We start from the raw sequence: 20,654 nt of genomic DNA on the forward strand, positions 1-20,654 counted from the left end.
TCTTATCCTCTGGTCACAGGGGTCAGCCCCTGACGTTGGGCGTATGCGTGGGCAAAGCTGAGTAAATCGGGGTCGTCGAGTGGTGTCTCCGGCGCCTGATAGGGCAGATCCAGCAGGGCATATTTGCCCACGCCTAAGGTGTGGTAGGGGAGGAAGTGGATCTCCTGCACGGTGCCGAGGCTGGCGGCGGTGTCGGTGATGGCTTCGATCGATGCGCGGTCGGCATTGAAGCCGGGAATGAGCGGCACCCGGATCTGCATCGGCACGCCGCGCTCGGCGAGGCGTTTGAGGTTGGTGATGGGCAACTCCACTTTGCCGCGGGTCCAGTGGCAGAATCGTTCTTTATCCACGTGTTTGAGATCCGCCAGCAGCAGATCCAGTGAGGGGAGGCTTGGTTCAATCTGGTGCCAGGGCACATGGAGGCAGCTCTCGACCGCGGTGTGCAGTCCTTGTGCCTTGCAGCGGGCCAGCAGGGCTGCGGTAAAGTCGGGCTGCATAAACGGCTCGCCGCCGGAGAGGGTGACGCCACCGCCGCTGCGCTCGAAGAAGGGGCGATCCCGCAAGATGGTGTCCATCAGGGTGTCCAGGGTTTCATCGCGGCCGCACACCTGCAGCGCTTCGCTGGGGCAGAGGCCGCGCAGCCGTTCCATATCGTCAGCCTTGAGGGCAGAACGGCTGAGCTGGATGCCCTCGCTGTCACGCAAGATTGCCGGACAAGCCTGGCTGCAGAGCTGGCATCCCTCGATGCATTGGCGCCGGTCGAGTAGTATGTCTGGCTTGGGAGAGCGGCTTTCCGGGTTTTGACACCAGCGACAGGCCAGCGAGCATCCCTTGAGAAACACCAGGGTGCGAATGCCGGGGCCATCGTGAGTTGAATAGCGTTGCAGGTCGAAAATCATACCGCCTCCTTTTGTATTTGCATTCTATTTTCTTTCATTCGAAAGTTGATTTGATTTCGATCAAGCTATCTACAGATGTTTTATCGCTAGAATGGCGACAGATTGAACATCCCGTTAAGGAGTTAGAGATGGAGCTGTATCTCGATACCGCCGATGTGGCGGCAGTGCGTCGCTGGTCACGGATCCTGCCGTTGGCCGGTGTCACCACCAATCCTTCCATTACTGCCGCCGGGGGATTGCCGCTCTGTGAGCTGCTGCCCGCCCTGCGCGACGTACTGGGTCCCAAGGCGCGCCTGTTTGCCCAGGTGATGGCCAAAACCGAAACCGAGATGGTGCGCGAGGCATTTGCCCTGCGTGAGCTGGACCCGGATCTGGTGATCAAGATCCCGGTGTGCGCAGAGGGGCTGGCGGCCATCAAGAGCCTGACCGCCAACGGGGTACCGACCCTGGGTACCGCTGTCTATACCCCGCTGCAGGGCTGGCTGGCGGCAGTGGCGGGGGCGGAATATGTCGCGCCCTACGTTAACCGGCTGGATGCCCAGGGCGGTGATGGCATTGCCACCGTGCAGGAGCTGCAACAGCTGCTTGCGCTGCACGCCCCGAACAGCAAGGTGCTGGCGGCATCATTTCGCACTCCCCGTCAGGCCCTCGACTGCCTGCTGGCGGGTTGCCAATCGATTACCTTGCCGCTTGATGTGGCGGAGCAGCTGCTGAGCGTGCCGGCGGTGGATGCGGCGCTGCTGAAGTTTGATCAGGATTGGCAACGCGCTTTCGGTCATTGATTGCAGTGATAAGGGGGGATGTAAGAGACGCGTATTGTGGGGATTGACCGACTAGACTGGAGAGAGGTAGTCGCATGTGCAGGCTGCCTTGCACTCTACCGGAGGTATCCCATGAGCGACCATCTGCTACTCCCCCATGGTGAAGATTTACGACGTGCGGTGCGCTGGCTCAGCGAGCATCACTTGTATGATATTGCCGCCATTGAAGAGGCGAGCCAGCGTTTTGATCTCTCGCCGCTGGATGAGGAGTTTCTGATCCGGCATTGGCTCGATAACCAGCGCCAATCCTGAGGTACGAACGCAGGGTTAGACGAAGTTGACGAGGTTGATGCCAAACCCCTTGGGGTCGACCGTGCACTCGATGCTCTCCTGCACGCTCGCTTTGGCCAGATCCAGCCATTGCACCTCGAGGTAGTGACGCTGGGTGGCGTGATAGATCACCTTGACCACCGGCTTGAGCGGCTGCTGCTCGTTGCGCTGCATCACGATAGCCAGGCGCTGGTTCGAGAGCTGCACCAGCGTACCCACCGGATAGACCCCCATGCACTTGATGAACTTGGTGACCAGTTCGGCATCAAAGTGCTGATTAGCCCCCTTGAGCAAAATCCGGAAGGCCTGGGTCGGCTGCATGCCAGCCTTGTAGACTCTGTCGGCCGTCACAGCGTCATAGACATCGACGATGCCACTCATTCGGGTATAGAGGGAGAGCTGGTCGCCTTTGAGCCGCTGCGGGTAGCCGGAGCCATCGAGCCGCTCGTGGTGGTTGGCGGCCACCTCCAGCATGGTGGGGGTGATGCCCGGGGTATTGCTGAGGATCTCGTAACTGTGCACCACATGCTGACGCATGATGACAAACTCCTCATCGGTCAGCTTACCCGGTTTGTGGAGCACCTCGTCCGGTGTCATGATCTTGCCTACATCGTGCAGCAGGCCGCCCAGGGTCAACTCCTTGAGTACGCTACGCTCCAGCCCCAGATAGCGGCCGAAGTTGGCCAGCAGAATGGCCACGTTCATGGAGTGCTCCATCAGGTAGGCATCCTTGGCGCGAATACGGGCCAGACAGAGCATGGCATCGCCGTGGGTAAACATGGTGTCCACCATCTCTTCGGCGACTTCGGCCAGCGGGGTGATGTCGATGGGTTCACCCGCTTTGAGGTGGCGAATGAACTTGCCTTGCAGCTCGCGCGCTTCCTGATAGAGGCGGCGAATTTTAAGCTCCCGTCCTTCGCTGTTTGCACTAGCCCGGCGCCCTACCTGGGCGCTGTTGGCGTTGAGGTCGGGGGAGGTAACGGCGTCACTCTCGGCACTGCCCAGCTTGCTACGGGCCAGATCGATGCGTACCGTGAGTACCCCCTGGCGCACCAGATTGGCAATTTGCGCCACGCTGGTCACCAAGCCCATCTGGGCGATCTCCATCCCACCTGTCTGGCTGGCGATAGCAATGACATACATGCCGGGTTTGAGCTGGTTGACGGGAATGACGGGATAGGATGCTTGAGACTTCATGAGGGCTTCCTGACGCTTATTATTATGAGTATCGTTCGGATGGGTCACACCGGAGAAGTGTAACATCGGATAACCCGTTCGTCATAATTGGCAACCCCTTAACAGTGGCGTTGTCGCCCCCGCCCGATATAATAACCCCCCTTTACTTGTTGGACTCCGAGGTTGTGAATGCGGCTTGATAAATTTCTGTGCGATTGTTCCGATTTGACCCGCTCGCTGGCAGGCAAACTGATCCGTCAGGGCGAGGTCATGGTAGATGGCATTGTGGTCAAGCAGCCCGCTTTTCATATCAATGAGCAGAGCCAGATCGAGTTTGACGGTGTGCTGCTGACGCTGGCGCAGCGCAACCGCTATTTCATGCTGCACAAGCCGGAAGGGTATGTCTGCTCCAACGAGGATCCGGATCACCCGACCGTCTTCTTCCTGATGGATGAACCGGCGATGGGCAAGCTGCATGTAGTGGGTCGCCTCGACCTCGATACCACGGGTCTGGTGCTAGTGACCGACGACGGTCAATGGTCCCACCGTATCACCTCGCCGCGTCGCGAATGTGCCAAGACTTATCATGTCTGGTTGGCCGAACCGGTGAGCCCGGATGCAATCGCACTGTTCGCCGACGGGGTCTACCTGCGTAACGAGACTGATAAAACCCGTCCTGCCCAGCTGGAAATTCTTGGCGAGTGCGAGGCCCGCCTGACCATTCACGAAGGCAAGTACCATCAGGTCAAGCGGATGTTTGCCTCCATCGGTAACAAGGTAGTGGGACTGCATCGCGAGCAGATTGGTGGCCTGATGCTGGATGAGGCGCTGGCCCCTGGTGAATATCGCGAGCTGACCGCTGAGGAGATTGCCCTGTTCTGAGCAAGGGTGGTGCCGGGTGTCAGTGAGTGCTGAAACCCAGCACCAGCGCCGTGCCCAGGGTGGCAATCAGTGCACCCGCCCAGGCGGCAACGGATGGCCGCTCCCCCGAGTGCCACCACAACAGCGGCAGCAGCAGTACCGGCGTGGTGGAGGAGAGAATGGCCACCATGCCCACCTCGCCCTGCCGCAGTGCCATCAGGATCAGCGTCATCCCCAGCCCCATCGCCAGAAAGCCGTTGGTGGCAATCATGGCGAGGATCTGGCGATTGACCGGTTTTAGCGGCATGGCCAGCGGCAAGCGCCCCAGCCGCAGGACGCAGTGGGCCAGCAGGGCACTGCCCATCCGGATACCCGATGCACTCACCGCATCCACCTCACCACTCATCATCACCGGCTTGGCGATGATGGCTCCCACGCTTTGACACAGTGCCGCCGTCAGGCCAAGGCCAATTCCCAGCGCCAGATTGCCACGGATCTGCTCCCACTCGTTGCTGCTACTGCGTCTGCCAAACAGGATCGCCAGCATCACGCCGGCAAAGACCAGCACGGCCCCCAGCAGTCGCCAGCCCGTCAGCTGTTCATTAAATAGCCACAGCCCAAGCAGGGCGGAGAACAGCGCATGGCAGGAGAAGAGCAGGGCACTGCGTCTTGGCCCCAGCCGGTTCATGCAGGCAAACAACGCTGTATCGCCCACGAAGATGCCGACCAGCCCCGAGATGGCGAGCAGGGGCAGGGCGCTTGCGGTGAGGGTTTGCCAGCCACCGGTGAGCAGACTCATGGTGCCGAGCATCAGGCTGACCAGAAACATGCGCCAGCGGCTGTAGGCAAATGCGCCGAGATGACGGGCCGGTTTGACCGAAATTAGCGCTGCAACTGCCCATAAACTGGCCGACGCGAGGGCAAGCCACTCATAACCCATAAAAACTCCTGAAAAAATTAACCCGAAAGACTCCATCTCCCGGGCAAGCCCGATACAATACGGGCCGTTTTCGGGGATAACAAGCGCGGTATCAGGCATTCATCAGGCGCGCCGTCGGCCTTCCCCTCCTGCAGTGGTTTTATTCGAGGTTTTGTCATGAGGTATGGTTTCTTCCCCAAGCTGGCGCAACGCTGGCTCTCCCCGCTATTGCTTGCCGTGCTGGCTGGGCCCCTGGCCCATGCCACCACCGTTGAGCAGCAGCCTTTGCTTGCCGATCGGCAAACCCTGGTCAAGGGCAACGGCGGTGAGCCGGAGTCGCTGGATCCGGCACTGGTGCGCTCCGGTTTTCCGGGGGAGGCGGTACTGGTCGATCTGTTTGAAGGGCTGGTCAGCGAAGATGGTCAGGGGCATATCGTCCCTGCTCAGGCACAGCGCTGGGAGGTGAGTGAAGATGGGCAGGAGTGGCGATTCTTCCTGCGCCCCCAACTGAAGTGGTCCAATGGCGAGCCGCTGGTGGCCGCTGATTTCGTCTATGGCTGGCGCCGTCTGCTCGATCCGGCCATCAACTCCCCTTCAGCGGGATTGCTGCTGGCGACGGGGATCAACAATGCGCAATCCATCTATGCCGGTGCGCTGGAGCTCGGCAATCTGGGCATTGAAGCGCAAAGCGATCAAATCCTGAAAATCACCCTGGAGCGACCGGTTCCCTATTTCCTGCAGCTCATCAGTCAGCGCCCCTTTGTGCCGGTCAATCAGAAGGCGATAGCCAAGTTTGGCAAGCAGTGGACCGAGCCCGGCAAGCTGGTGAGCAATGGTGCTTATCGGCTGGCAAGCTGGACGCCGAACGAGCAGATCGAAGCCGAGCGCAATATCCACTACTGGGATGACCTTCACACCCGTATCGGACGGGTCACCTATCTGCCTATCACTTCGCAACATGCCGAACGGCTGCGCTATGAGGCTGGTGAAATACAGCTCACCAACAAGGTCTCCCTCGGCTATTACCAGAAGATGAAGCGCGAGTCTCCGGAGCGGCTCTGGGGCTTGCCGCTGTTTGGCACCTATCTCTATACGTTCAATTTGAAACGCCCCGAACTGCAGGATGTGCGGGTGCGTCAGGCGCTCTCCATGGTGGTTGATCGACAGCAGCTCATTGGATCGGTGAGCGGGCAGGATGAACAGGCGGCATGGTCACTGTTGCCGGAGATGCCGGGTTACCCCCGGGTGGTATTGCCTGTGGCGCTTGAGGATATGCCGACCCGCCAGGCCAAAGCGGCATCCTTGTTGTCAGCGGCTGGCTATCACAGTGCCAATCCACTCAAGCTGAGCATTACCTACAACAGCGCCGACACCCACAAGCAGATGGCGATGGCCATTGCTGCCATGTGGCAGAAGCTGGGGGTACAGGTCACCCTCAACAGTCTGGAGTGGGGCACCTATCAGGTGGCCAAGGATAGCGGTGATTTCCAGGTGGCCAGAAGTTTCCTGTTTGGCGATTACGTGGAGCCGTCAGCCATGCTGGGCAGCTTCCGTTGTCAGGATCTGCGCAACGAGAGCGGCTACTGCAATCCCGATTTTGATCTGCTGCTGGAGCAGGCGGCCAATACGCTGGATAGCGCGAGCCGGGTTGAACTCTACCGGCATGCCGAGCAGTTACTGCTTGAGGAGGCGCCGATCCTCCCCGTGTATCATTACAATCAGACGAGACTGGTCGATCCCGCGCTGCGAGGGCTGCCCAGCCAGAATTTGAAAGGGACGATTGCCACCAAGGATCTCTATTTCAGCCTGCAGTGAGGAGCATTTCATGAAACTTGCCATCATTTCCGACATCCACGGCAGCATCATTGCGCTGGAACGAGTACTGACCCAACTTGAGCCCTGGCAGCCGGATCACTATCTGCTGCTCGGCGATCTGCTCAATCATGGCCCGCGCAATCCTCTGCCGGAGGGATATAGCCCGGCGGCGGTAGCTAATCGCCTTAACGAGCTTGCACCGCAAATCATCGCGGTGCGGGGTAATTGCGACTCCGAAGTGGATCAGATGCTGTTGCACTTTCCCATTACCGCCCCCTACAACCAGTTGCTGATCGATGAACGGCGCTGGTTTGTCAGCCACGGTCATCTTTATCGCCCGGATGAAGTACAACTGCCGGCGGGCAGTCTCTTCCTGAGCGGTCACACCCATGTACCTGTGCTGGAGTGGCAGGGGGAGCGGATATTGATGAACCCGGGGTCAATCTGTTTCCCGCGCGGTGAGCTGCCGGCGAGTTACGGGTGCTATGAGGACGGAGTGTTGCGTGTCAATGGGTGTGAGGATGGGCGGGAGTTGCTGCGACTGGTGCTTTAAAACGGAGATAAAAAATGCAAGGCCTGATAAGCGATGTCAGGCCTTGATACCGTAGGAGCGGGTGCCAGAGCGAGTATTGCCTTTGGCGTCATAGGTCAGGCTGCTGCGATCGCGCAGCTGACTCAGAAAGGTTGCCAGACGACGGTTGGAGACCATGCTCAATTCAAGCAAGCGGCCATTAAGATCATTTTGGGCTTGGCAGGCATCCAGTTTTACACGAAGCTGCGCCATCTCATCGGGATAGGCGGCTAGTTGCTGTGCCAGTTCTGGCATCTCTGCCAGCGTCTTGTCCAGCGTTTCTATCGCAGCAAGCAACTGCTGTTTGCGCTCGGTCAGTGCAGGCAGGGCCAGTGCCTGATGCTGTTCGAGCAAGCTGAACTCCTCTTCCAGAATGCCTTGCATCTGGCTGAGATAAGCATCTTGAGTATGCAGTAACGAAGGTAAGTCCATCATCCCAGAACTTTGTCCAGATTGGTCTCGAAACCGAACATCTTCTTGGCAACCGCTTCGCTGTTGACCTGATATTCGCCACTGGCAACGGCTTGTTTCAGCCGTTCGACCTTGCTCTCATTGCCGGTCGAGGCGGTATTGAGGTTTTGTTGCATTTTTTGCAATTGTTGCGCCTCACTGGTCAAGGAGACGGAGTCCGGCTTGACAGTAGCCGCTTTGTTTTCGGGCGAGTAGGTGACTGACTTGCTGCCTGCCCCCTGGCTAGTAGCGGTATTTTGCAACCGATTATTCGCCAAGTTGTTGATATTGTTGATGGCCATTTTAGTTACCTTCGTCTGCTTTAAGGTTTGCTTACCTGTTTATCGGTGCGGCAGGTCAAAACTTTAGAAAAAAGTTGTCAAGGATCCGGATTTAAAAAGTGACCGATACGGCACCTACAGCACTGACTTTACCCTCAACGGTTTTGCCGGAGCGAATATTGACGAGTTTGATGATCTCTCCGAAGCTACCATCTTGCAAGGCTCGGGCCATGGTTTTGATCTGGAAGTTGTTGTTTTCTGCCGTCAGAGTGACCTGATCCCCTTTGCAGACCACACAAACCTGGCTCAAACGGATGGGTTGCCCCGGTTTTAGCTCCCGCTTGCTGCGTACTCCGATAAGAGGGGCCGTGTCAGTCAGGTAGTCGCCGCGGATCAGGGTCTGATCCTGATAGGCGAGGACCAGCTGGTTTTCACTCAGCAGGTCCCCTTTGGCGATAGGGTTGGCCACAGTGACATAGGGTTTTTGAATGCTGACCCGTACTGGTAGATAGATGTCCCAGGGTCTATCTTCCTCACATTTCAGGTAAACTGTTGTATTACGGCGAATTTCCATTTTTGCTGGTAAGCTAATAGTGAGCTGGTCATCACAGCGGGTCAGTGGGAGCCGTGTATCCAGCGTGGCAGAGGTCACCTCAACTCTGGCATCCAACGGAGCATCTATCTGGCTGTAAACGAACTCTTGCGCCTTTTCTTGCAGATAAGTCGTGACGTCCGAGCCGTAGCTAGGAGCGATGCTGCCAAAAAAGAGGCTGATAAGTAAAAGTCGGTTAATCATTTTCGCTCGTTGGTCGATAAGTTGTTCACGCATATCACCATATTTAACTATGATTGCTTCAGAATCTGTTCGTTGTCACATCGATAGTCTGACGCAATCCATCACGCATGCATGATTAATGCCAAGCGTTTTTAGGGAGTGTTTATGGCCAGTATCCTGGACTCGGTCAACCAACGTACCCAGCTAGTGGGACAAAACCGGCTGGAGTTGTTGTTGTTTCGTCTCAATGGACGTCAAAGATTTGGCATCAACGTATTCAAAGTGCGTGAAGTGTTGCAGTGCCCCCCCTTGACTGTGATGCCCAAACTAAACTCTTGCATTCGTGGGGTTGCCCATATTCGTGGCCAGACGATTTCGGTTATCGATCTCAGTATGGCGGTGGGCAAGCGCCCGATTGAAGACTTGAGTAAGTGTTTCATCATCATTTCTGAATACAATCGCTCCATTCAGGGTTTTCTGGTGCACTCGGTTGAACGCATCATCAATATGAACTGGGAATCGATCCTGCCTCCGCCTAAAGGTGCGGGTCGCATCAACTACATGACTGCTGTCACTGAAGTCGATGGTGAGTTGGTCGAGATCCTCGACGTTGAGCGAATTTTGAACGAAATTTCTCCGGTAGCAACAGATGTGAGCGAGGAGTTGGTTCAAGCCAGTGCTGATCACCCGACCTTGGGGCGTCCTGTTCTTGTGGCGGATGACTCCTCAGTGGCCCGCAAACAGGTGCAACGTGCGCTTGAGGCCATCGGCGTCGAGTGCGTGTTGGCAAAAGATGGTCGTGAAGCATTGAATATGTTGCTGGAAATGACCAAAAATGGCCCAATCAAGGATCAGGTTGCGCTGGTTATTTCGGATATCGAAATGCCAGAAATGGATGGTTACACCTTCACTGCCGAAATCCGGAATAATCCCAATCTCAAGGATTTGCATGTTATTCTGCATACCTCCCTCAGTGGGGTATTCAACCAGGCAATGGTGCAGAAAGTGGGGGCCAACAATTTCATCGCCAAGTTCCAGCCTGATGAATTGGCCAAGGCCGTACAAAACGCACTCTAATAAAGAAGAACAGCTGCATGAAGACACTTTCGGACGACTTATACAAACAGTTCAGCAACTTTCTGGCGGTTCAGAGCGGGATTGTGCTGGGTGATAACAAACAGTATCTGGTGAAGAGCCGTCTTTCACCTTTGATGGCTCAGTTTGGCATCGATAGTCTGTCTGACCTGGTTACCCGTGCAATGAGTGTACGAGAGCGTGACCTGAAAATGGCCGTTGTTGATGCCATGACCACTAATGAGACCCTCTGGTTTCGTGATACCTATCCGTTTCAACTGCTTACTGACAAGATTTTCCCCGAATTGGGAAAAAGCGGTCGCCCCATCAAGATCTGGTCGGCTGCATCATCTTCAGGGCAGGAGCCCTATTCCATTGCGATAACGGCACTGGAGCAGCAGATGAAAAAGCCGGGTACCTTGCCAGGTGGCGTGCAGATTGTCGGGACGGATATATCGACGACCATGCTTAATCAGTGCAAGGAAGGTATTTATGACAGTCTTGCGCTGGCGCGCGGGTTGTCACCTGAGCGCAAGAAGATGTTTTTTGAGCCCTATGGTGACAACAAGATGCGGGTGGTGGAGCGAGTCAGAAAATTGACCACCTTCCGGCCGATCAATTTGCTGGAGAGTTATAGTCTGCTTGGCAAGTTTGACATTATTTTTTGCCGCAATGTGCTTATCTATTTTGCGCCGGAAGTGAAGTCGAAGATCCTCAACCAGTTTGCTGCCAGCCTCAATCCCGGTGGATATCTGATGTTGGGGGCCTCGGAGTCGCTGGCAGGATTGACCGATCGGTTCGAGATGATCCGCTGCAATCCGGGAATCGTCTACAAGGTCAAATAAGGCCTGCTGGCCTTGATATTCGGGGTTCTACCGGAGATATCCAGTCCATGCCAAGAGGGAAGCGGCCAGCTTCCCTCTTTCTTTATCTACAGCTCACTCTTTCTATTTACCTGCCATATCTCGCCACTGCAAAAGTGGTTGCAATCTTAAGTTTGCCAAATGATGCCGTCTGACCTCGGGCTCGAGATGACCCTGTCGTTTTTGGTCTGAAATGTGCTCATACCCAAACCATCGATTTGAGCGATTTGCTTATGGCACATCTCTTGCTAACAAAATAAATCAAGCAGGAGGTGTGCTATGGCTCTTTCATTTGACAAGGCATTCGGTGTGCATCAACACACCATCAGCGTTCGCGCCAAGCGTGCTGAAGTGCTGTCCAGCAATATTGCCAATGCGGATACTCCGGGCTTTAAAGCCAGGGATATCAACTTTGCCCAAGCGTTACAGGATGCCCAACAGCGTCAGGGTTTTGGTCTGGTGACCACCAGTGAAAAGCACTTTGCCTTGCATATAGACGCCCCGGGTACTGTGCAATTTCGCAATCCGCTGCAACCGGATACCGGTGATGGCAATACGGTCGATGTGCAGCAGGAGCGTAGCGAGTTTCTGCGCAATAGCCTCGAGTATCAAACCTCCCTTGAGTTTATGAATAGCAAGATCAGTGGCCTGCTCAAGGCCCTGAAAGGAGAGCAGTGATGAGTTTGTTCAAGGTCTTTGACATAGCAGGCTCGGCTATGAGCGCGCAGTCGGTGCGTCTCAACACAGTTGCCAGCAACATGGCCAATGCGGATAGCGTCAGCTCAAGTGTGGAAAAAACTTACCACGCCAGGCGGCCAGTTTTTGCCGCTCAGCTTGATCAAGCAATGTCTGACAAGCAGAGCGCTGTCGGGGTTGAAGTTAAGGGAATTGTCGAGAGCAAGGCACCACTGCTCAAGGAGTACCACCCTAACCACCCGATGGCAGACAAAGATGGTTATATCTTCAAACCGAACGTCAATATGGTTGAAGAGATGGCTGATATGATCAATGCCTCGCGCAGCTACCAGACCAACGTACAGGTTGCAGATTCGGCCAAGAAGATGCTGCAGCAGACGCTTCAGTTGGGTAAGTCCTGATAGGAGGGACGTAGCATGGTTGATACAACCAACAATGTGAACGGTATAAGCCGTACCACGACCCAGACGACAGGCACCACAACGGCACCGAAGAAAGAGCTGGATCAGGCTTCATTCATGAAGCTGTTGACGATGCAATTGTCGTATCAGGACCCGTTCAAACCGGTGGACAATGCCCAAATGCTCTCCCAGATGGCATCCATGTCCACTTCGGAGGGGATCAGCAGTCTCTCCGCCCAGATGGGAAAGCTCAATGAGCAGATGATCTCCAGCCAGGCTCTGCAAGCCTCTTCGCTGGTAGGGCAGAATGTGCTGTTGCCTAGCAATATCGGGTATCTGGACAAAGAAGGGTCACTCCCCGGTGTCATTCAGGTTGGCACTGCCAATAAATATGCAGGCGTCAAAATTACCATCGAAGATGAAACGGGTCAGGTGATCAAGGAATTTAGTCTGGAAGGAGAACAGAAAGGCAACGTTGAAGTGGCTTGGGATGGCACCGACAAGGCGGGGAATCGGGTCAAGCCAGGCAAATATGTGCTTAAAGCGAGTGGTACCGTGGATGGTAAGTCTGAAGCCATTCCAACTTATACCTATGGCAAGGTTGATAGTGTGGCATTGGGGAATGCAAGCAACCCGACCATGCTTAATTTGAAAGGACTGGGCAGCACGCTGCTGAGTTCTATCCTGCAGATTTCAGGCACGAACGCAAACCAGACGACCACACCGTTGCCAACCAACGGGTCTGTCAATACCTCCACAGCATCGATCTAAGGAGCTGGATATGTCATTTAACAATGCCTTGAGCGGTGTCAACGCGGCACAAAAAGACTTGAACGTGACCGCCAACAACATTGCCAACGTCAACACCATGGGCTTTAAAGAGTCCCGTGCCGAGTTTGCGGATGTCTACGCCAACTCCATCTTTGTCAATGCCAAGACCCAGGTTGGTAACGGTGTGGCTACTGCAGCGGTCGCCCAGCAGTTCCATCAGGGGGCGCTGCAATTTACCAATAACGCGCTGGACTTGGCCATTCAGGGGAACGGCTTCTTTGTGACCTCTGATGGTCTGACCAACCTGGATCGCACCTATACCCGTGCCGGTGCCTTCAAACTCAATGAAAACAGCTATATGGTCAACAATCAGGGCCATTATCTGCAAGGGTATGAAATCAACGCTGATGGCACGCCTAAGGCGGTTAGTATCAATGCAACCAAGCCGATCCAGATACCGGATCGGGCTGGCGAACCGATCAAGACCAGCAAGGTTGAGGCGAGCTTCAATTTACCGTCTAAAGCGACACCTTTGGTATCGGGAGCTCTACCTGATCCCCTGGCAGTACCTCCTGTAATCGGTAGCCTATCCAGCTTTGATCCAAAAGATTCGAAAACCTACTCGTCCTCTACCTCTGTTGTCGTATACGACTCTTTAGGTGAGCCCCACACAATCACCAAATATTTTGTCAAAGAAGCCAGTGATGCCGACCCGACCCAATCGGCAGACCCGACAGCATGGCGTATGTATTTATATGAAGGTGATAAGCCGATTGATATCAACGGCGGGGTTCAAACTCAGATGGCAGCAGGTGTGGCCCAGGCACCGTTAGCAGCGCGTCTTACCTTTGGTGCCGATGGCAAAATGGTCACCCCAACTACTCCTGCCACAATCGAAACTGTGGCGCTGGGGGCTGGTGGTGCTGGCATCATCACCAATGGTGCCGACCCCACTCAGACGTTTGAGATTACCCTGGGGACGATCACCCAGTATGCCTCTCCTTTTGAAGTCAACAAACTGTCACAGGATGGTTCCACTGTCGGTCGTTTGACCAAGGTGGAGATCACGCCGGATGGTATTGTCTCTGCCACTTACAGCAACGCGACCACCATCAAGGTGGCCATGGTGGCGATGGCCAAATTTGCCAACTCGCAAGGGCTGACCCAGATAGGGGATACCTCCTGGCGCCAGTCACTGCTCTCCGGCGATGCGTTGCCCGGCACCCCTAACTCAGGCACGTTTGGCAGTATCAAATCTTCGGCACTGGAGCAATCTAACGTGGATTTGACCTCCGAACTGGTAGACTTGATCACTGCACAACGTAACTTCCAGGCCAACTCCCGTTCGCTGGAGGTCAACAGTTCGCTGCAGCAGACCATCTTGCAAATCCGTTAATGGCTCGTTGAGTCATGATGAGAGAGGGGGCTTGGCCCCCTCTCTGTTTTTGTCCCATTTCTGCTCTCCATATCCTCCATATTTCTGCTGTTGGCACCCTAATTGCATTTCTCCGGTCAGAGTCATCTGTTTGACGGAGAGTTCCATGGATAACCTGCTTTACATCGCCATGTCCGGGGCCAAAGAGACCATGAACAGCCTGGCTGTTCGCGGCAACAACCTCGCCAATGCCAATACAACCGGTTTCAAATCCGATTTCGAGCAGGCCAGAAGCATGCAGGCCTTTGGCGAGGGGTTACCAAGCCGGGTGTTTGCCATGGCTGAGCGCCCGGGGCAGAACCTGCAGCATGGCATGCTGATGACCACCGGGCGGGATCTGGACGTGGCCGTAGATGGACCGGGCTGGATTGCAGTGCAGGATCCCAAGGGCGGAGAAGCTTACACCCGTATGGGAAATTTGCTGGTCAGTGCGACCGGTAACTTGCAAACCTCCACCGGCCTGAATGTGGTGGATGACGGTGGCCAGCCTATCGTATTGCCGATGCCGATGGAGAAACTCGAGATCAATCGCGATGGCACCATCAGTGGTCGCCCGGAGGGGGCTGCCGCCAACTTGCCGGAAGATTTCCAGCGGATCAAGTTGGTCAACCCGGCAGCCGATGCGGTGGAGAAGGGGCAAGATGGTCTGTTTCGCCGCAAAGATGGTCAAAATGAACCTGCTTCGGCCAATGTCGGTCTGATTGCCGGCTCCCTTGAGGGGAGTAACGTCAATGTGGTGGATGAGATGACCAACCTGATCCGGTTGCAACGTCAGTTCGAAACCCAGGTAAAGATGATGAAGACGGCCCAGGAAAATGACGAGGCCCAAAACCAGTTGCTGCGTATCAGCTAATCAAGGAGTTACACCATGAACCCTGCTCTCTGGATCAGCAAGACCGGCTTGGATGCTCAGCAGACCAATATCTCGGTCACCTCGAACAATCTGGCGAACGCCAGCACCGTGGGCTTCAAGAAATCGCGGGCTATCTTCGAGGATCTGCTTTATCAAAATATCAATCAGCCAGGTGGCCGCTCATCGGCGGATACCGAGCTCCCCTCTGGCTTGATGCTGGGGGCGGGGGCCAAGGTGGTGGCGACCCAGAAAAATCACAGCCAGGGCAACGTGCAAACCACCGACAACTCGCTGGATTTGATGATCAGTGGCCGTGGCTACTTTGAAATTCAACTGCCAGATGGTAGTGCAGCCTATACCCGTAACGGTCAGTTCACCCTTAATGATGAAGGGACCATAGTGACTCCGGGTAATGGTTACCCCCTGCAACCTGAAATCCAGATCCCGGAAAATGCCCAGAGCGTAACGGTGAGTACAGATGGGCAGGTATCGGTGCAGTTCAAGGGCGATGGCGCTTCTCAGGTTGTCGGCCAGATCAATATTTCCGATTTTGTCAACGCCAGCGGTTTGCAACCCATGGGTGAGAACATGTTTGTCGAAACCCAGTCGAGTGGCGCCGCCATTCAGGGAGTCGCCGGTGCAGATGGCCTGGGGGTGATCAAACAGGGCATGTTGGAGAGTTCCAACGTCAATGTGACCGAAGAGCTGGTGAACCTCATTCAGGCTCAGCGGGTCTATGAGATGAACTCCAAGGTACTCTCCGCCGTGGATGGCATGATGTCCTTCCTGATCCAGCGTACCTGATTAGGAGGTGCATGATGAAAGCCATATGGATATTGGGATTGCTGGTGCTGGGAGGGTGTAGCAGTACGCCCAATACGCCCAGGCCTGATGACCCCGAATTTGCCCCTGTTTATGGTGAATCGGAGCCCGTCTCGATGCGGCCGACAGGCGCTATTTTCCAGCCGGATCAAGTTAATAGCATCTATTCGGATATCAAGGCACACAAAGTTGGTGACATCATCACCATCGAGTTGGCGGAGTCGACCTCTGCCTCGAAAAAGGCCAATACCCAGAGTGGCAAGGACAATAAATTCAATCTGGATCCGGTCAGATTGGGCGGCGTGCCAGTCACCGCCAGTCCCTATGATCTCTCGGCCTCCATCGGTCAAAACAGTGCATTCAAGGGCCAGGCCAAGGCGGATCAGAGTAACAGCTTGCAGGGTAATATTTCGGTCAGTGTGGCCAAGGTACTGCCCAACGGCAATCTGGTGGTGCGTGGCGAGAAGTGGATCATGCTCAACAATGGCAATGAATATATCCGGATCACCGGTCTTATTCGCCCGGAGGATGTGACCTCGGAAAACAGCGTCTCGTCCCAGAAGGTAGCCAATGCCCGCATCCACTATGGTGGTACCGGCGATCTGGCCAATAGCCAGGAGCAAGGGTGGTTGACCAGCTTTTTCAACGGGCCCTGGTGGCCGCTCTAGGAGATGTTATGAAGTCACTCCGTCTTGTCACACTGCTCTGCTGTCTGCTGCCCTTGGGCGTGGCCAATGCTGCCCGGATCAAGGACATCAGCTCGGTTGAAGGGGTGCGTAGCAACCAGTTGATCGGTTACGGTCTGGTCGTGGGGTTGCCCGGTACCGGTGAGAAGAACAACGCGTTTACCGAGCAGACCTTCCGTACCATGCTCAACAACTTTGGCATCAAGGTTCCGGACAATATCAAGCCCAAGATCAAGGATGTGGCGCCGGTGGCAATCCATGCTGATCTGCCACCGTTTGCCAAGCCGGGTCAGACTATCGATGTGACAGTGTCGGCCATCGGCGAGGCCAAGAGCCTGCGGGGCGGCACCTTGCTGCAGAGCTTCCTGAAAGGACTTGATGGTCGGGTTTATGCGGTTGCCCAGGGCAGTCTGGTTGTCGGCGGCCTGGGTGCCGAGGGGGCGGATGGCTCCAAAGTAGTGATCAATACCCCGACCGTGGGGCGAATAGCCAACGGTGCAACTGTCGAGCGGGAAGTGCCCAACTCATTCAGTCAGGGGGACACCATTACGTTCAACCTCAACCGCCCCGATTTTACCACGGCACGCCGGTTGGCCGATGTGGTGAACGATCTGGTGGGGCCTAATACCGCCCAGGCACTTGATGCCACCTCGGTCAAGGTCTATGCCCCGCGGGATCCGGGTCAGCGTGTGTCCTATCTCGCCACCATCGAAAATCTGGAGGTGGACCCGGCCAACGAGGCGGCCAAGATCATCGTCAACTCTCGCACCGGTACCATTGTCATTGGCAGTCAGGTCAGGCTGAAACCGGCAGCCATCAGCCATGGTGGCTTGACGGTGACCATCGCCGAAAACCAGCAGGTCTCCCAGCCCAACCCGCTGGCGGGAGGAGAGACGACGGTGACCAACAACTCGACTATCAATGTCCAGCAGGAGCCGGGGCGGATGTTCAAGTTTGATACTGGTGCGACCCTGGATGACCTGGTCCGTGCAGTCAATCAGGTCGGGGTCGCCCCTGGTGACTTGATGGCAATACTCGAAGCGCTGCAGCAGGCCGGCGCGATCCAGGGTCAGTTGGTCATACTGTAACAGGTGGCAAGTGATTGCCACAGGTGGCAATGAGGTAAGCAAAATGGCGGAGTTTGACAGCAACAGTGGCATGAATCTCGGGATGGTACAGGAGATCAAGAACCTGGATCGTCTGCGCCAGATGAGCCAAAGCGAAGCGGGACAGGCCGACGCGCTCAAGAGTGCGTCACGCCAGTTCGAGTCAATCTTTACCCAGATGCTGTTTCAGGGCATGCGTCAGGCCAACGGTGTGTTGACTCAGGACAACCCCATGAGCAGCAGCTATACCCGCTTCTATGAAGGCATGCTGGACGAACAGCGGGTGGCTGATATGTCCAGCAAGGGAGGGTTGGGACTGGCAGAGATGGTGGCCAAACAGTTCTCTCCAGAGACCTTTACCCATCAGGATGGACGGGTGCTCAAGATGCCACAGCGTACTGAGCGGGCCTACAAGCCCTATCTGCCCCCCAGCGCGGCTGCCGATGATTTGATCGCGGCGTCAAAAGTTGGCAAAGATTTTGCTGAAAATAAAATGATAGAGGGGCGCGAGGATAGCCTCAAGCGGGCGATGCCTCACAAAGTTGCTCGCAGCGTGCCGCCCATGGGGCGCATAGGTAACGCAGAGGGCAAGGTCGGCGGGAGTGGCAGCAAAGCGTTTGATACCCCGGAAGAGTTCGTCAATCGCCTTATGCCACTGGCCAAAAAGGCGGCTGACAAGCTCGGTTTAAGTCCGGCGGCACTGGTCGCTCAGGCTGCACTGGAGAGTGGTTGGGGCAAGCGGGTGATCAAGAATGGGGATGGGCAGATGACCCATAACCTGTTTGGCATCAAAGCGGATCCTCGCTGGCAAGGGCCCAAGGCCGTGGTCAGCACCCTGGAGTATGAACAAGGTGTGGCCTCCCGCCAGAAAGCGGCATTTCGCTCTTATGAGTCGTTTGAAGAGAGCTTCAATGACTACGTGGACTTCCTCACCTCCGGCTCCCGCTATAAGGGGGCCCTGGCGAAAGTGGATAGCCCGGACCGCTATTTCGAGGCGTTGCAGCAGGCCGGTTATGCCACTGACCCGCATTACGCCAGAAAACTGAAACAGGTATTGCGCAGTGATGTGATTGCGCAATACAACGAGATGGAGCTGTAACGTATGGCAGTCGATCTGCTTGGAATTGGGACATCAGGTGTGCTGGCTCATCAGCGCTTGCTGCAGACCACCAGTAACAACATAGTGAACGTCAATAGCCAGGGCTATGTGCGTGAGCGTACGCTGGTGTATACCAACACTGTCGGTCTTGGTACCGGTGACCTCAAGACCGAGCGGGTGATCAACGACTATATGCAGGGGGAGGTGCGTCGTGACACTTCCGCCTATCACGCCTCCCTGAACCATTACCAACAGCTGGCGGGTATTGACCGCTTGTTGGGGGATACCGGCAACAGCGTCGGGGCAGCCATTGCCTCCTATTTTAAAGCATTTCACTCAGCCAATGAGTCACCTGCCGAGATCGGTGGGCGCAAGGTGGTGATGACTGAAATGAGTGGCATGGTTAATCGGTTTAATACCCTCTCGGCCCAGTTCGACAAACAGAGCGATATCCTCAATACCCGCATTGAGGATGAAACCAAACAGGTTAATAGCTTGCTGACCAGCATCAATGATCTCAACCAGGCCATTATCCGTACCCAGGGGTCACCGGAAGAGAACCTGATGCTGTTTGATCAGCGGGATGAGGCGATTCGCCAGCTTTCGGAGAAGATGGATATTCGCACCGTTGCCCAACCCAACGGCAGCATGCTGGTCAATATGAGTACTGGTCACTCGCTGATCCTCGATGGAGGCGTTGCCCAGTTTAAAGTGGTGGCGGGCGATCCCGACTCCCGCCATCAGGAGTTGTTGTTGACGCTGGGGAATAATCAGGCGCTCATCGATAACGAGACTTTCGGGGGGGGCATGGGAGGCTTGTTCAAAGCGCGCACCGATCTTGAGCCAACCAAGCGTGAGTTGGGCCAGCTTGCCGTGGCGATGGCCGATGCCATGAACCAGCAAAACCGCCTCGGGATGGATCTGGATAATGAAATTGGTGGCGATATCTTCAAATTGCCCATCAGCAAAGGGCTCCCCTATGCCAACAATACGGGAACGACGGGGGCGAATGTCAGCTTTATGCCAGGCAAGGGGACATCCGTTACGCCGTTTGATTACGAAGTGCGTTTTAGCAGTGCTACCGGTTTTGAGGTGTTTTCGTTGGACAAAGCGGGTAACCGTACCTCTGTGGCGACAGGTAGCACGCCGCCGACGACCTTTGAATTGCCAGATCATGGGATCGCGATCGATTTTACCGGTACCCCAGCGGCAGGGGACAAGCTACTGCTACAACCCACCAAGAGTGCGGCGGCTGGGCTGGAACAGCTGATCACCCGACCGGAAGATTTGGCATTGGCCTCTCCGCTTAAAGTGGAAAAGACCACCAATAATGGCGGTGGCGCAGATATCAAGCTGGGTGGTGTATTCAATACCGGAGCAGGATCAGGTTTTGGTACCAATAGTCTGAGCCCGACAGCGCCTCAGGTCGTCAAGATTGACGCCAACGGTAACTATCAGGTGTTTCAAGCCGATGGCACTACCCTGATTGGCACTGCCCCTGCGAGCAGCAAAGGGCAAAACCTGATGTCGGCGATCGTCAACCCTTTCCCCGCCGGAGCCGCAGTCTATGCCAACCCGAAACAGGCCCCCGGCTACGAGTTCAGCATCACCGGAACGGTGAATGCTAACGACAGCTTCAAGCTTAGCTACAACAGCAATGGCTTTGCCGATAACAGCAATGGCCTGGTGCTGGCCGAGCTGCAAAACAAGGATCTGGTGCGCAAGAGCACCAATGGTGGTACGACCAATGACAAGATGACCTTTAACCAAGCCTATTCCGGATTGGTGATGGAAGTCGGTAACAATACCAGTCAAGCAAATACCTTGCTTAAGGCCAATGAATCCAAGTTGCTCCAGAGCACCGGCATCTTTGAAAGCGTGTCAGGGGTCAACCTGGAGGAGGAAGCCGCCAATCTGATCCGCTTCCAGCAATCCTATGCGGCATCTGCTCAGGTAGTCAGTACCGCCAAAACCATCTTCGATACACTGCTCTCTTCCGTGAGGTAACGT

23 protein-coding genes are annotated in these 20,654 nt (G+C 55.6%); 17 read left to right on the forward strand and 6 right to left on the reverse strand.

The window, feature by feature from the left end; genetic code table 11:
* Positions 1 to 2: 2 nt before the first annotated feature.
* Positions 3 to 899 (reverse strand): glycyl-radical enzyme activating protein, encoded by an 897-nt coding sequence (locus tag BN1117_RS18275; RefSeq protein ID WP_040099706.1) that lies wholly within the window; start codon positions 897 to 899, stop codon positions 3 to 5.
* A 128-nt stretch (positions 900 to 1,027) separates the two neighbouring features.
* Here BN1117_RS18275 and fsa point away from each other — a divergent pair, with 128 nt between their 5' ends.
* Both fsa and BN1117_RS18285 read left to right on the forward strand, forming a co-directional pair.
* On the forward strand, positions 1,028 to 1,681 hold the full coding sequence (fsa, locus tag BN1117_RS18280; RefSeq protein WP_040099708.1) for a fructose-6-phosphate aldolase: 654 nt from the start codon (positions 1,028 to 1,030) through the stop codon (positions 1,679 to 1,681).
* Positions 1,682 to 1,792: 111 nt separating this feature from the next.
* On the forward strand, positions 1,793 to 1,972 hold the full coding sequence (locus BN1117_RS18285) for a hypothetical protein (protein ID WP_040099710.1): 180 nt from the start codon (positions 1,793 to 1,795) through the stop codon (positions 1,970 to 1,972).
* Between the two features lie 15 nt (positions 1,973 to 1,987).
* Here BN1117_RS18285 and BN1117_RS18290 read toward each other — a convergent pair whose 3' ends face one another.
* Positions 1,988 to 3,187, reverse strand: a complete 1,200-nt coding sequence (locus tag BN1117_RS18290) for an HD-GYP domain-containing protein (RefSeq protein WP_040099712.1) — start codon at positions 3,185 to 3,187, stop codon at positions 1,988 to 1,990.
* Between the two features lie 168 nt (positions 3,188 to 3,355).
* On the opposite strand from BN1117_RS18290, the gene rsuA reads away from it, so the two are divergent.
* Complete coding sequence (gene rsuA, locus BN1117_RS18295) at positions 3,356 to 4,048, forward strand: 16S rRNA pseudouridine(516) synthase RsuA (RefSeq protein ID WP_040099713.1); 693 nt, start codon at positions 3,356 to 3,358, stop codon at positions 4,046 to 4,048.
* Positions 4,049 to 4,067: 19 nt separating this feature from the next.
* On the opposite strand, the gene BN1117_RS18300 is transcribed toward rsuA, so the two are convergent.
* On the reverse strand, positions 4,068 to 4,967 hold the full coding sequence (locus BN1117_RS18300) for a DMT family transporter (RefSeq protein WP_040099715.1): 900 nt from the start codon (positions 4,965 to 4,967) through the stop codon (positions 4,068 to 4,070).
* Between the two features lie 156 nt (positions 4,968 to 5,123).
* Between BN1117_RS18300 and BN1117_RS18305 the strand changes: the two genes are divergently transcribed.
* Entirely contained in the window at positions 5,124 to 6,761 is a 1,638-nt protein-coding gene (locus BN1117_RS18305) for a peptide ABC transporter substrate-binding protein (protein WP_040099717.1), read from the forward strand.
* 10 nt (positions 6,762 to 6,771) lie between these two features.
* Complete coding sequence (gene yfcE, locus BN1117_RS18310; RefSeq protein WP_040099719.1) at positions 6,772 to 7,314, forward strand: phosphodiesterase; 543 nt, start codon at positions 6,772 to 6,774, stop codon at positions 7,312 to 7,314.
* A gap of 36 nt (positions 7,315 to 7,350) precedes the next feature.
* Here yfcE and BN1117_RS18315 read toward each other — a convergent pair whose 3' ends face one another.
* The 3 genes from BN1117_RS18315 to flgA form a co-directional block, all read right to left on the reverse strand.
* A complete protein-coding gene (locus BN1117_RS18315; protein WP_040099721.1) occupies positions 7,351 to 7,767 on the reverse strand; it encodes a flagella synthesis protein FlgN in 417 nt (138 codons plus the stop codon).
* Positions 7,764 to 8,084, reverse strand: coding sequence for a flagellar biosynthesis anti-sigma factor FlgM (gene flgM / locus BN1117_RS18320; RefSeq protein WP_040099723.1), 321 nt, complete (start codon positions 8,082 to 8,084; stop codon positions 7,764 to 7,766). Before flgM ends, BN1117_RS18315 begins: the two co-directional genes overlap by 4 nt.
* A 91-nt stretch (positions 8,085 to 8,175) precedes the next feature.
* Entirely contained in the window at positions 8,176 to 8,859 is a 684-nt protein-coding gene (flgA, locus tag BN1117_RS18325) for a flagellar basal body P-ring formation chaperone FlgA (protein ID WP_082032632.1), read from the reverse strand.
* Positions 8,860 to 9,003: 144 nt separating this feature from the next.
* Between flgA and BN1117_RS18330 the strand changes: the two genes are divergently transcribed.
* The 12 genes from BN1117_RS18330 to BN1117_RS18385 all read left to right on the forward strand — a co-directional run bounded on the left by BN1117_RS18330 (position 9,004) and on the right by BN1117_RS18385 (position 20,651).
* Positions 9,004 to 9,915, forward strand: coding sequence for a chemotaxis protein CheV (locus BN1117_RS18330; RefSeq protein ID WP_040099725.1), 912 nt, complete (start codon positions 9,004 to 9,006; stop codon positions 9,913 to 9,915).
* 17 nt (positions 9,916 to 9,932) lie between these two features.
* The gene (locus BN1117_RS18335) at positions 9,933 to 10,757 is read left to right on the forward strand and encodes a CheR family methyltransferase (RefSeq protein WP_040099727.1); all 825 of its coding nucleotides are present in this window, start codon (positions 9,933 to 9,935) and stop codon (positions 10,755 to 10,757) included.
* 297 nt (positions 10,758 to 11,054) lie between these two features.
* Complete coding sequence (gene flgB, locus BN1117_RS18340; RefSeq protein ID WP_040099728.1) at positions 11,055 to 11,453, forward strand: flagellar basal body rod protein FlgB; 399 nt, start codon at positions 11,055 to 11,057, stop codon at positions 11,451 to 11,453.
* Positions 11,453 to 11,872 (forward strand): flagellar basal body rod protein FlgC, encoded by a 420-nt coding sequence (gene flgC / locus BN1117_RS18345; RefSeq protein WP_040099730.1) that lies wholly within the window; start codon positions 11,453 to 11,455, stop codon positions 11,870 to 11,872. The genes flgB and flgC overlap by 1 nt, the downstream gene beginning before the upstream one ends.
* Before the next feature lie 15 nt (positions 11,873 to 11,887).
* Positions 11,888 to 12,643, forward strand: a complete 756-nt coding sequence (locus tag BN1117_RS18350; RefSeq protein WP_040099731.1) for a flagellar hook assembly protein FlgD — start codon at positions 11,888 to 11,890, stop codon at positions 12,641 to 12,643.
* A 10-nt stretch (positions 12,644 to 12,653) separates the two neighbouring features.
* Positions 12,654 to 14,039, forward strand: coding sequence for a flagellar hook protein FlgE (flgE, locus tag BN1117_RS18355; RefSeq protein ID WP_040099733.1), 1,386 nt, complete (start codon positions 12,654 to 12,656; stop codon positions 14,037 to 14,039).
* A gap of 145 nt (positions 14,040 to 14,184) precedes the next feature.
* On the forward strand, positions 14,185 to 14,931 hold the full coding sequence (flgF, locus tag BN1117_RS18360; RefSeq protein ID WP_040099734.1) for a flagellar basal-body rod protein FlgF: 747 nt from the start codon (positions 14,185 to 14,187) through the stop codon (positions 14,929 to 14,931).
* 15 nt (positions 14,932 to 14,946) lie between these two features.
* Complete coding sequence (gene flgG, locus BN1117_RS18365) at positions 14,947 to 15,735, forward strand: flagellar basal-body rod protein FlgG (RefSeq protein ID WP_040099736.1); 789 nt, start codon at positions 14,947 to 14,949, stop codon at positions 15,733 to 15,735.
* Positions 15,736 to 15,749: 14 nt separating this feature from the next.
* Positions 15,750 to 16,421, forward strand: a complete 672-nt coding sequence (gene flgH / locus BN1117_RS18370; protein WP_040099738.1) for a flagellar basal body L-ring protein FlgH — start codon at positions 15,750 to 15,752, stop codon at positions 16,419 to 16,421.
* A gap of 8 nt (positions 16,422 to 16,429) precedes the next feature.
* On the forward strand, positions 16,430 to 17,527 hold the full coding sequence (locus tag BN1117_RS18375; RefSeq protein WP_040099740.1) for a flagellar basal body P-ring protein FlgI: 1,098 nt from the start codon (positions 16,430 to 16,432) through the stop codon (positions 17,525 to 17,527).
* 43 nt (positions 17,528 to 17,570) lie between these two features.
* The gene (gene flgJ, locus BN1117_RS18380) at positions 17,571 to 18,644 is read left to right on the forward strand and encodes a flagellar assembly peptidoglycan hydrolase FlgJ (protein ID WP_040099742.1); all 1,074 of its coding nucleotides are present in this window, start codon (positions 17,571 to 17,573) and stop codon (positions 18,642 to 18,644) included.
* A gap of 3 nt (positions 18,645 to 18,647) precedes the next feature.
* The gene (locus BN1117_RS18385; RefSeq protein WP_040099744.1) at positions 18,648 to 20,651 is read left to right on the forward strand and encodes a FlgK family flagellar hook-associated protein; all 2,004 of its coding nucleotides are present in this window, start codon (positions 18,648 to 18,650) and stop codon (positions 20,649 to 20,651) included.
* Positions 20,652 to 20,654: the final 3 nt, after the last annotated feature.

It is taken from the genome of Aeromonas australiensis, from assembly GCF_000819725.1.
GTDB classification, from domain to species: domain Bacteria; phylum Pseudomonadota; class Gammaproteobacteria; order Enterobacterales; family Aeromonadaceae; genus Aeromonas; species Aeromonas australiensis.

What these genes read in the sequence shown, in the direction of transcription:
- BN1117_RS18275 (WP_040099706.1), bottom strand. Translation starts at nt 899, where the DNA reads ATGATTTTCGACCTGCAACGCTATTCAACTCACGATGGCCCCGGCATT.
- fsa (WP_040099708.1), top strand. Translation starts at nt 1,028, where the DNA reads ATGGAGCTGTATCTCGATACCGCCGATGTGGCGGCAGTGCGTCGCTGG.
- BN1117_RS18285 (WP_040099710.1), top strand. Translation starts at nt 1,793, where the DNA reads ATGAGCGACCATCTGCTACTCCCCCATGGTGAAGATTTACGACGTGCG.
- BN1117_RS18290 (WP_040099712.1), bottom strand. Translation starts at nt 3,187, where the DNA reads ATGAAGTCTCAAGCATCCTATCCCGTCATTCCCGTCAACCAGCTCAAA.
- rsuA (WP_040099713.1), top strand. Translation starts at nt 3,356, where the DNA reads ATGCGGCTTGATAAATTTCTGTGCGATTGTTCCGATTTGACCCGCTCG.
- BN1117_RS18300 (WP_040099715.1), bottom strand. Translation starts at nt 4,967, where the DNA reads ATGGGTTATGAGTGGCTTGCCCTCGCGTCGGCCAGTTTATGGGCAGTT.
- BN1117_RS18305 (WP_040099717.1), top strand. Translation starts at nt 5,124, where the DNA reads ATGAGGTATGGTTTCTTCCCCAAGCTGGCGCAACGCTGGCTCTCCCCG.
- yfcE (WP_040099719.1), top strand. Translation starts at nt 6,772, where the DNA reads ATGAAACTTGCCATCATTTCCGACATCCACGGCAGCATCATTGCGCTG.
- BN1117_RS18315 (WP_040099721.1), bottom strand. Translation starts at nt 7,767, where the DNA reads ATGATGGACTTACCTTCGTTACTGCATACTCAAGATGCTTATCTCAGC.
- flgM (WP_040099723.1), bottom strand. Translation starts at nt 8,084, where the DNA reads ATGGCCATCAACAATATCAACAACTTGGCGAATAATCGGTTGCAAAAT.
- flgA (WP_082032632.1), bottom strand. Translation starts at nt 8,859, where the DNA reads ATGATTAACCGACTTTTACTTATCAGCCTCTTTTTTGGCAGCATCGCT.
- BN1117_RS18330 (WP_040099725.1), top strand. Translation starts at nt 9,004, where the DNA reads ATGGCCAGTATCCTGGACTCGGTCAACCAACGTACCCAGCTAGTGGGA.
- BN1117_RS18335 (WP_040099727.1), top strand. Translation starts at nt 9,933, where the DNA reads ATGAAGACACTTTCGGACGACTTATACAAACAGTTCAGCAACTTTCTG.
- flgB (WP_040099728.1), top strand. Translation starts at nt 11,055, where the DNA reads ATGGCTCTTTCATTTGACAAGGCATTCGGTGTGCATCAACACACCATC.
- flgC (WP_040099730.1), top strand. Translation starts at nt 11,453, where the DNA reads ATGAGTTTGTTCAAGGTCTTTGACATAGCAGGCTCGGCTATGAGCGCG.
- BN1117_RS18350 (WP_040099731.1), top strand. Translation starts at nt 11,888, where the DNA reads ATGGTTGATACAACCAACAATGTGAACGGTATAAGCCGTACCACGACC.
- flgE (WP_040099733.1), top strand. Translation starts at nt 12,654, where the DNA reads ATGTCATTTAACAATGCCTTGAGCGGTGTCAACGCGGCACAAAAAGAC.
- flgF (WP_040099734.1), top strand. Translation starts at nt 14,185, where the DNA reads ATGGATAACCTGCTTTACATCGCCATGTCCGGGGCCAAAGAGACCATG.
- flgG (WP_040099736.1), top strand. Translation starts at nt 14,947, where the DNA reads ATGAACCCTGCTCTCTGGATCAGCAAGACCGGCTTGGATGCTCAGCAG.
- flgH (WP_040099738.1), top strand. Translation starts at nt 15,750, where the DNA reads ATGAAAGCCATATGGATATTGGGATTGCTGGTGCTGGGAGGGTGTAGC.
- BN1117_RS18375 (WP_040099740.1), top strand. Translation starts at nt 16,430, where the DNA reads ATGAAGTCACTCCGTCTTGTCACACTGCTCTGCTGTCTGCTGCCCTTG.
- flgJ (WP_040099742.1), top strand. Translation starts at nt 17,571, where the DNA reads ATGGCGGAGTTTGACAGCAACAGTGGCATGAATCTCGGGATGGTACAG.
- BN1117_RS18385 (WP_040099744.1), top strand. Translation starts at nt 18,648, where the DNA reads ATGGCAGTCGATCTGCTTGGAATTGGGACATCAGGTGTGCTGGCTCAT.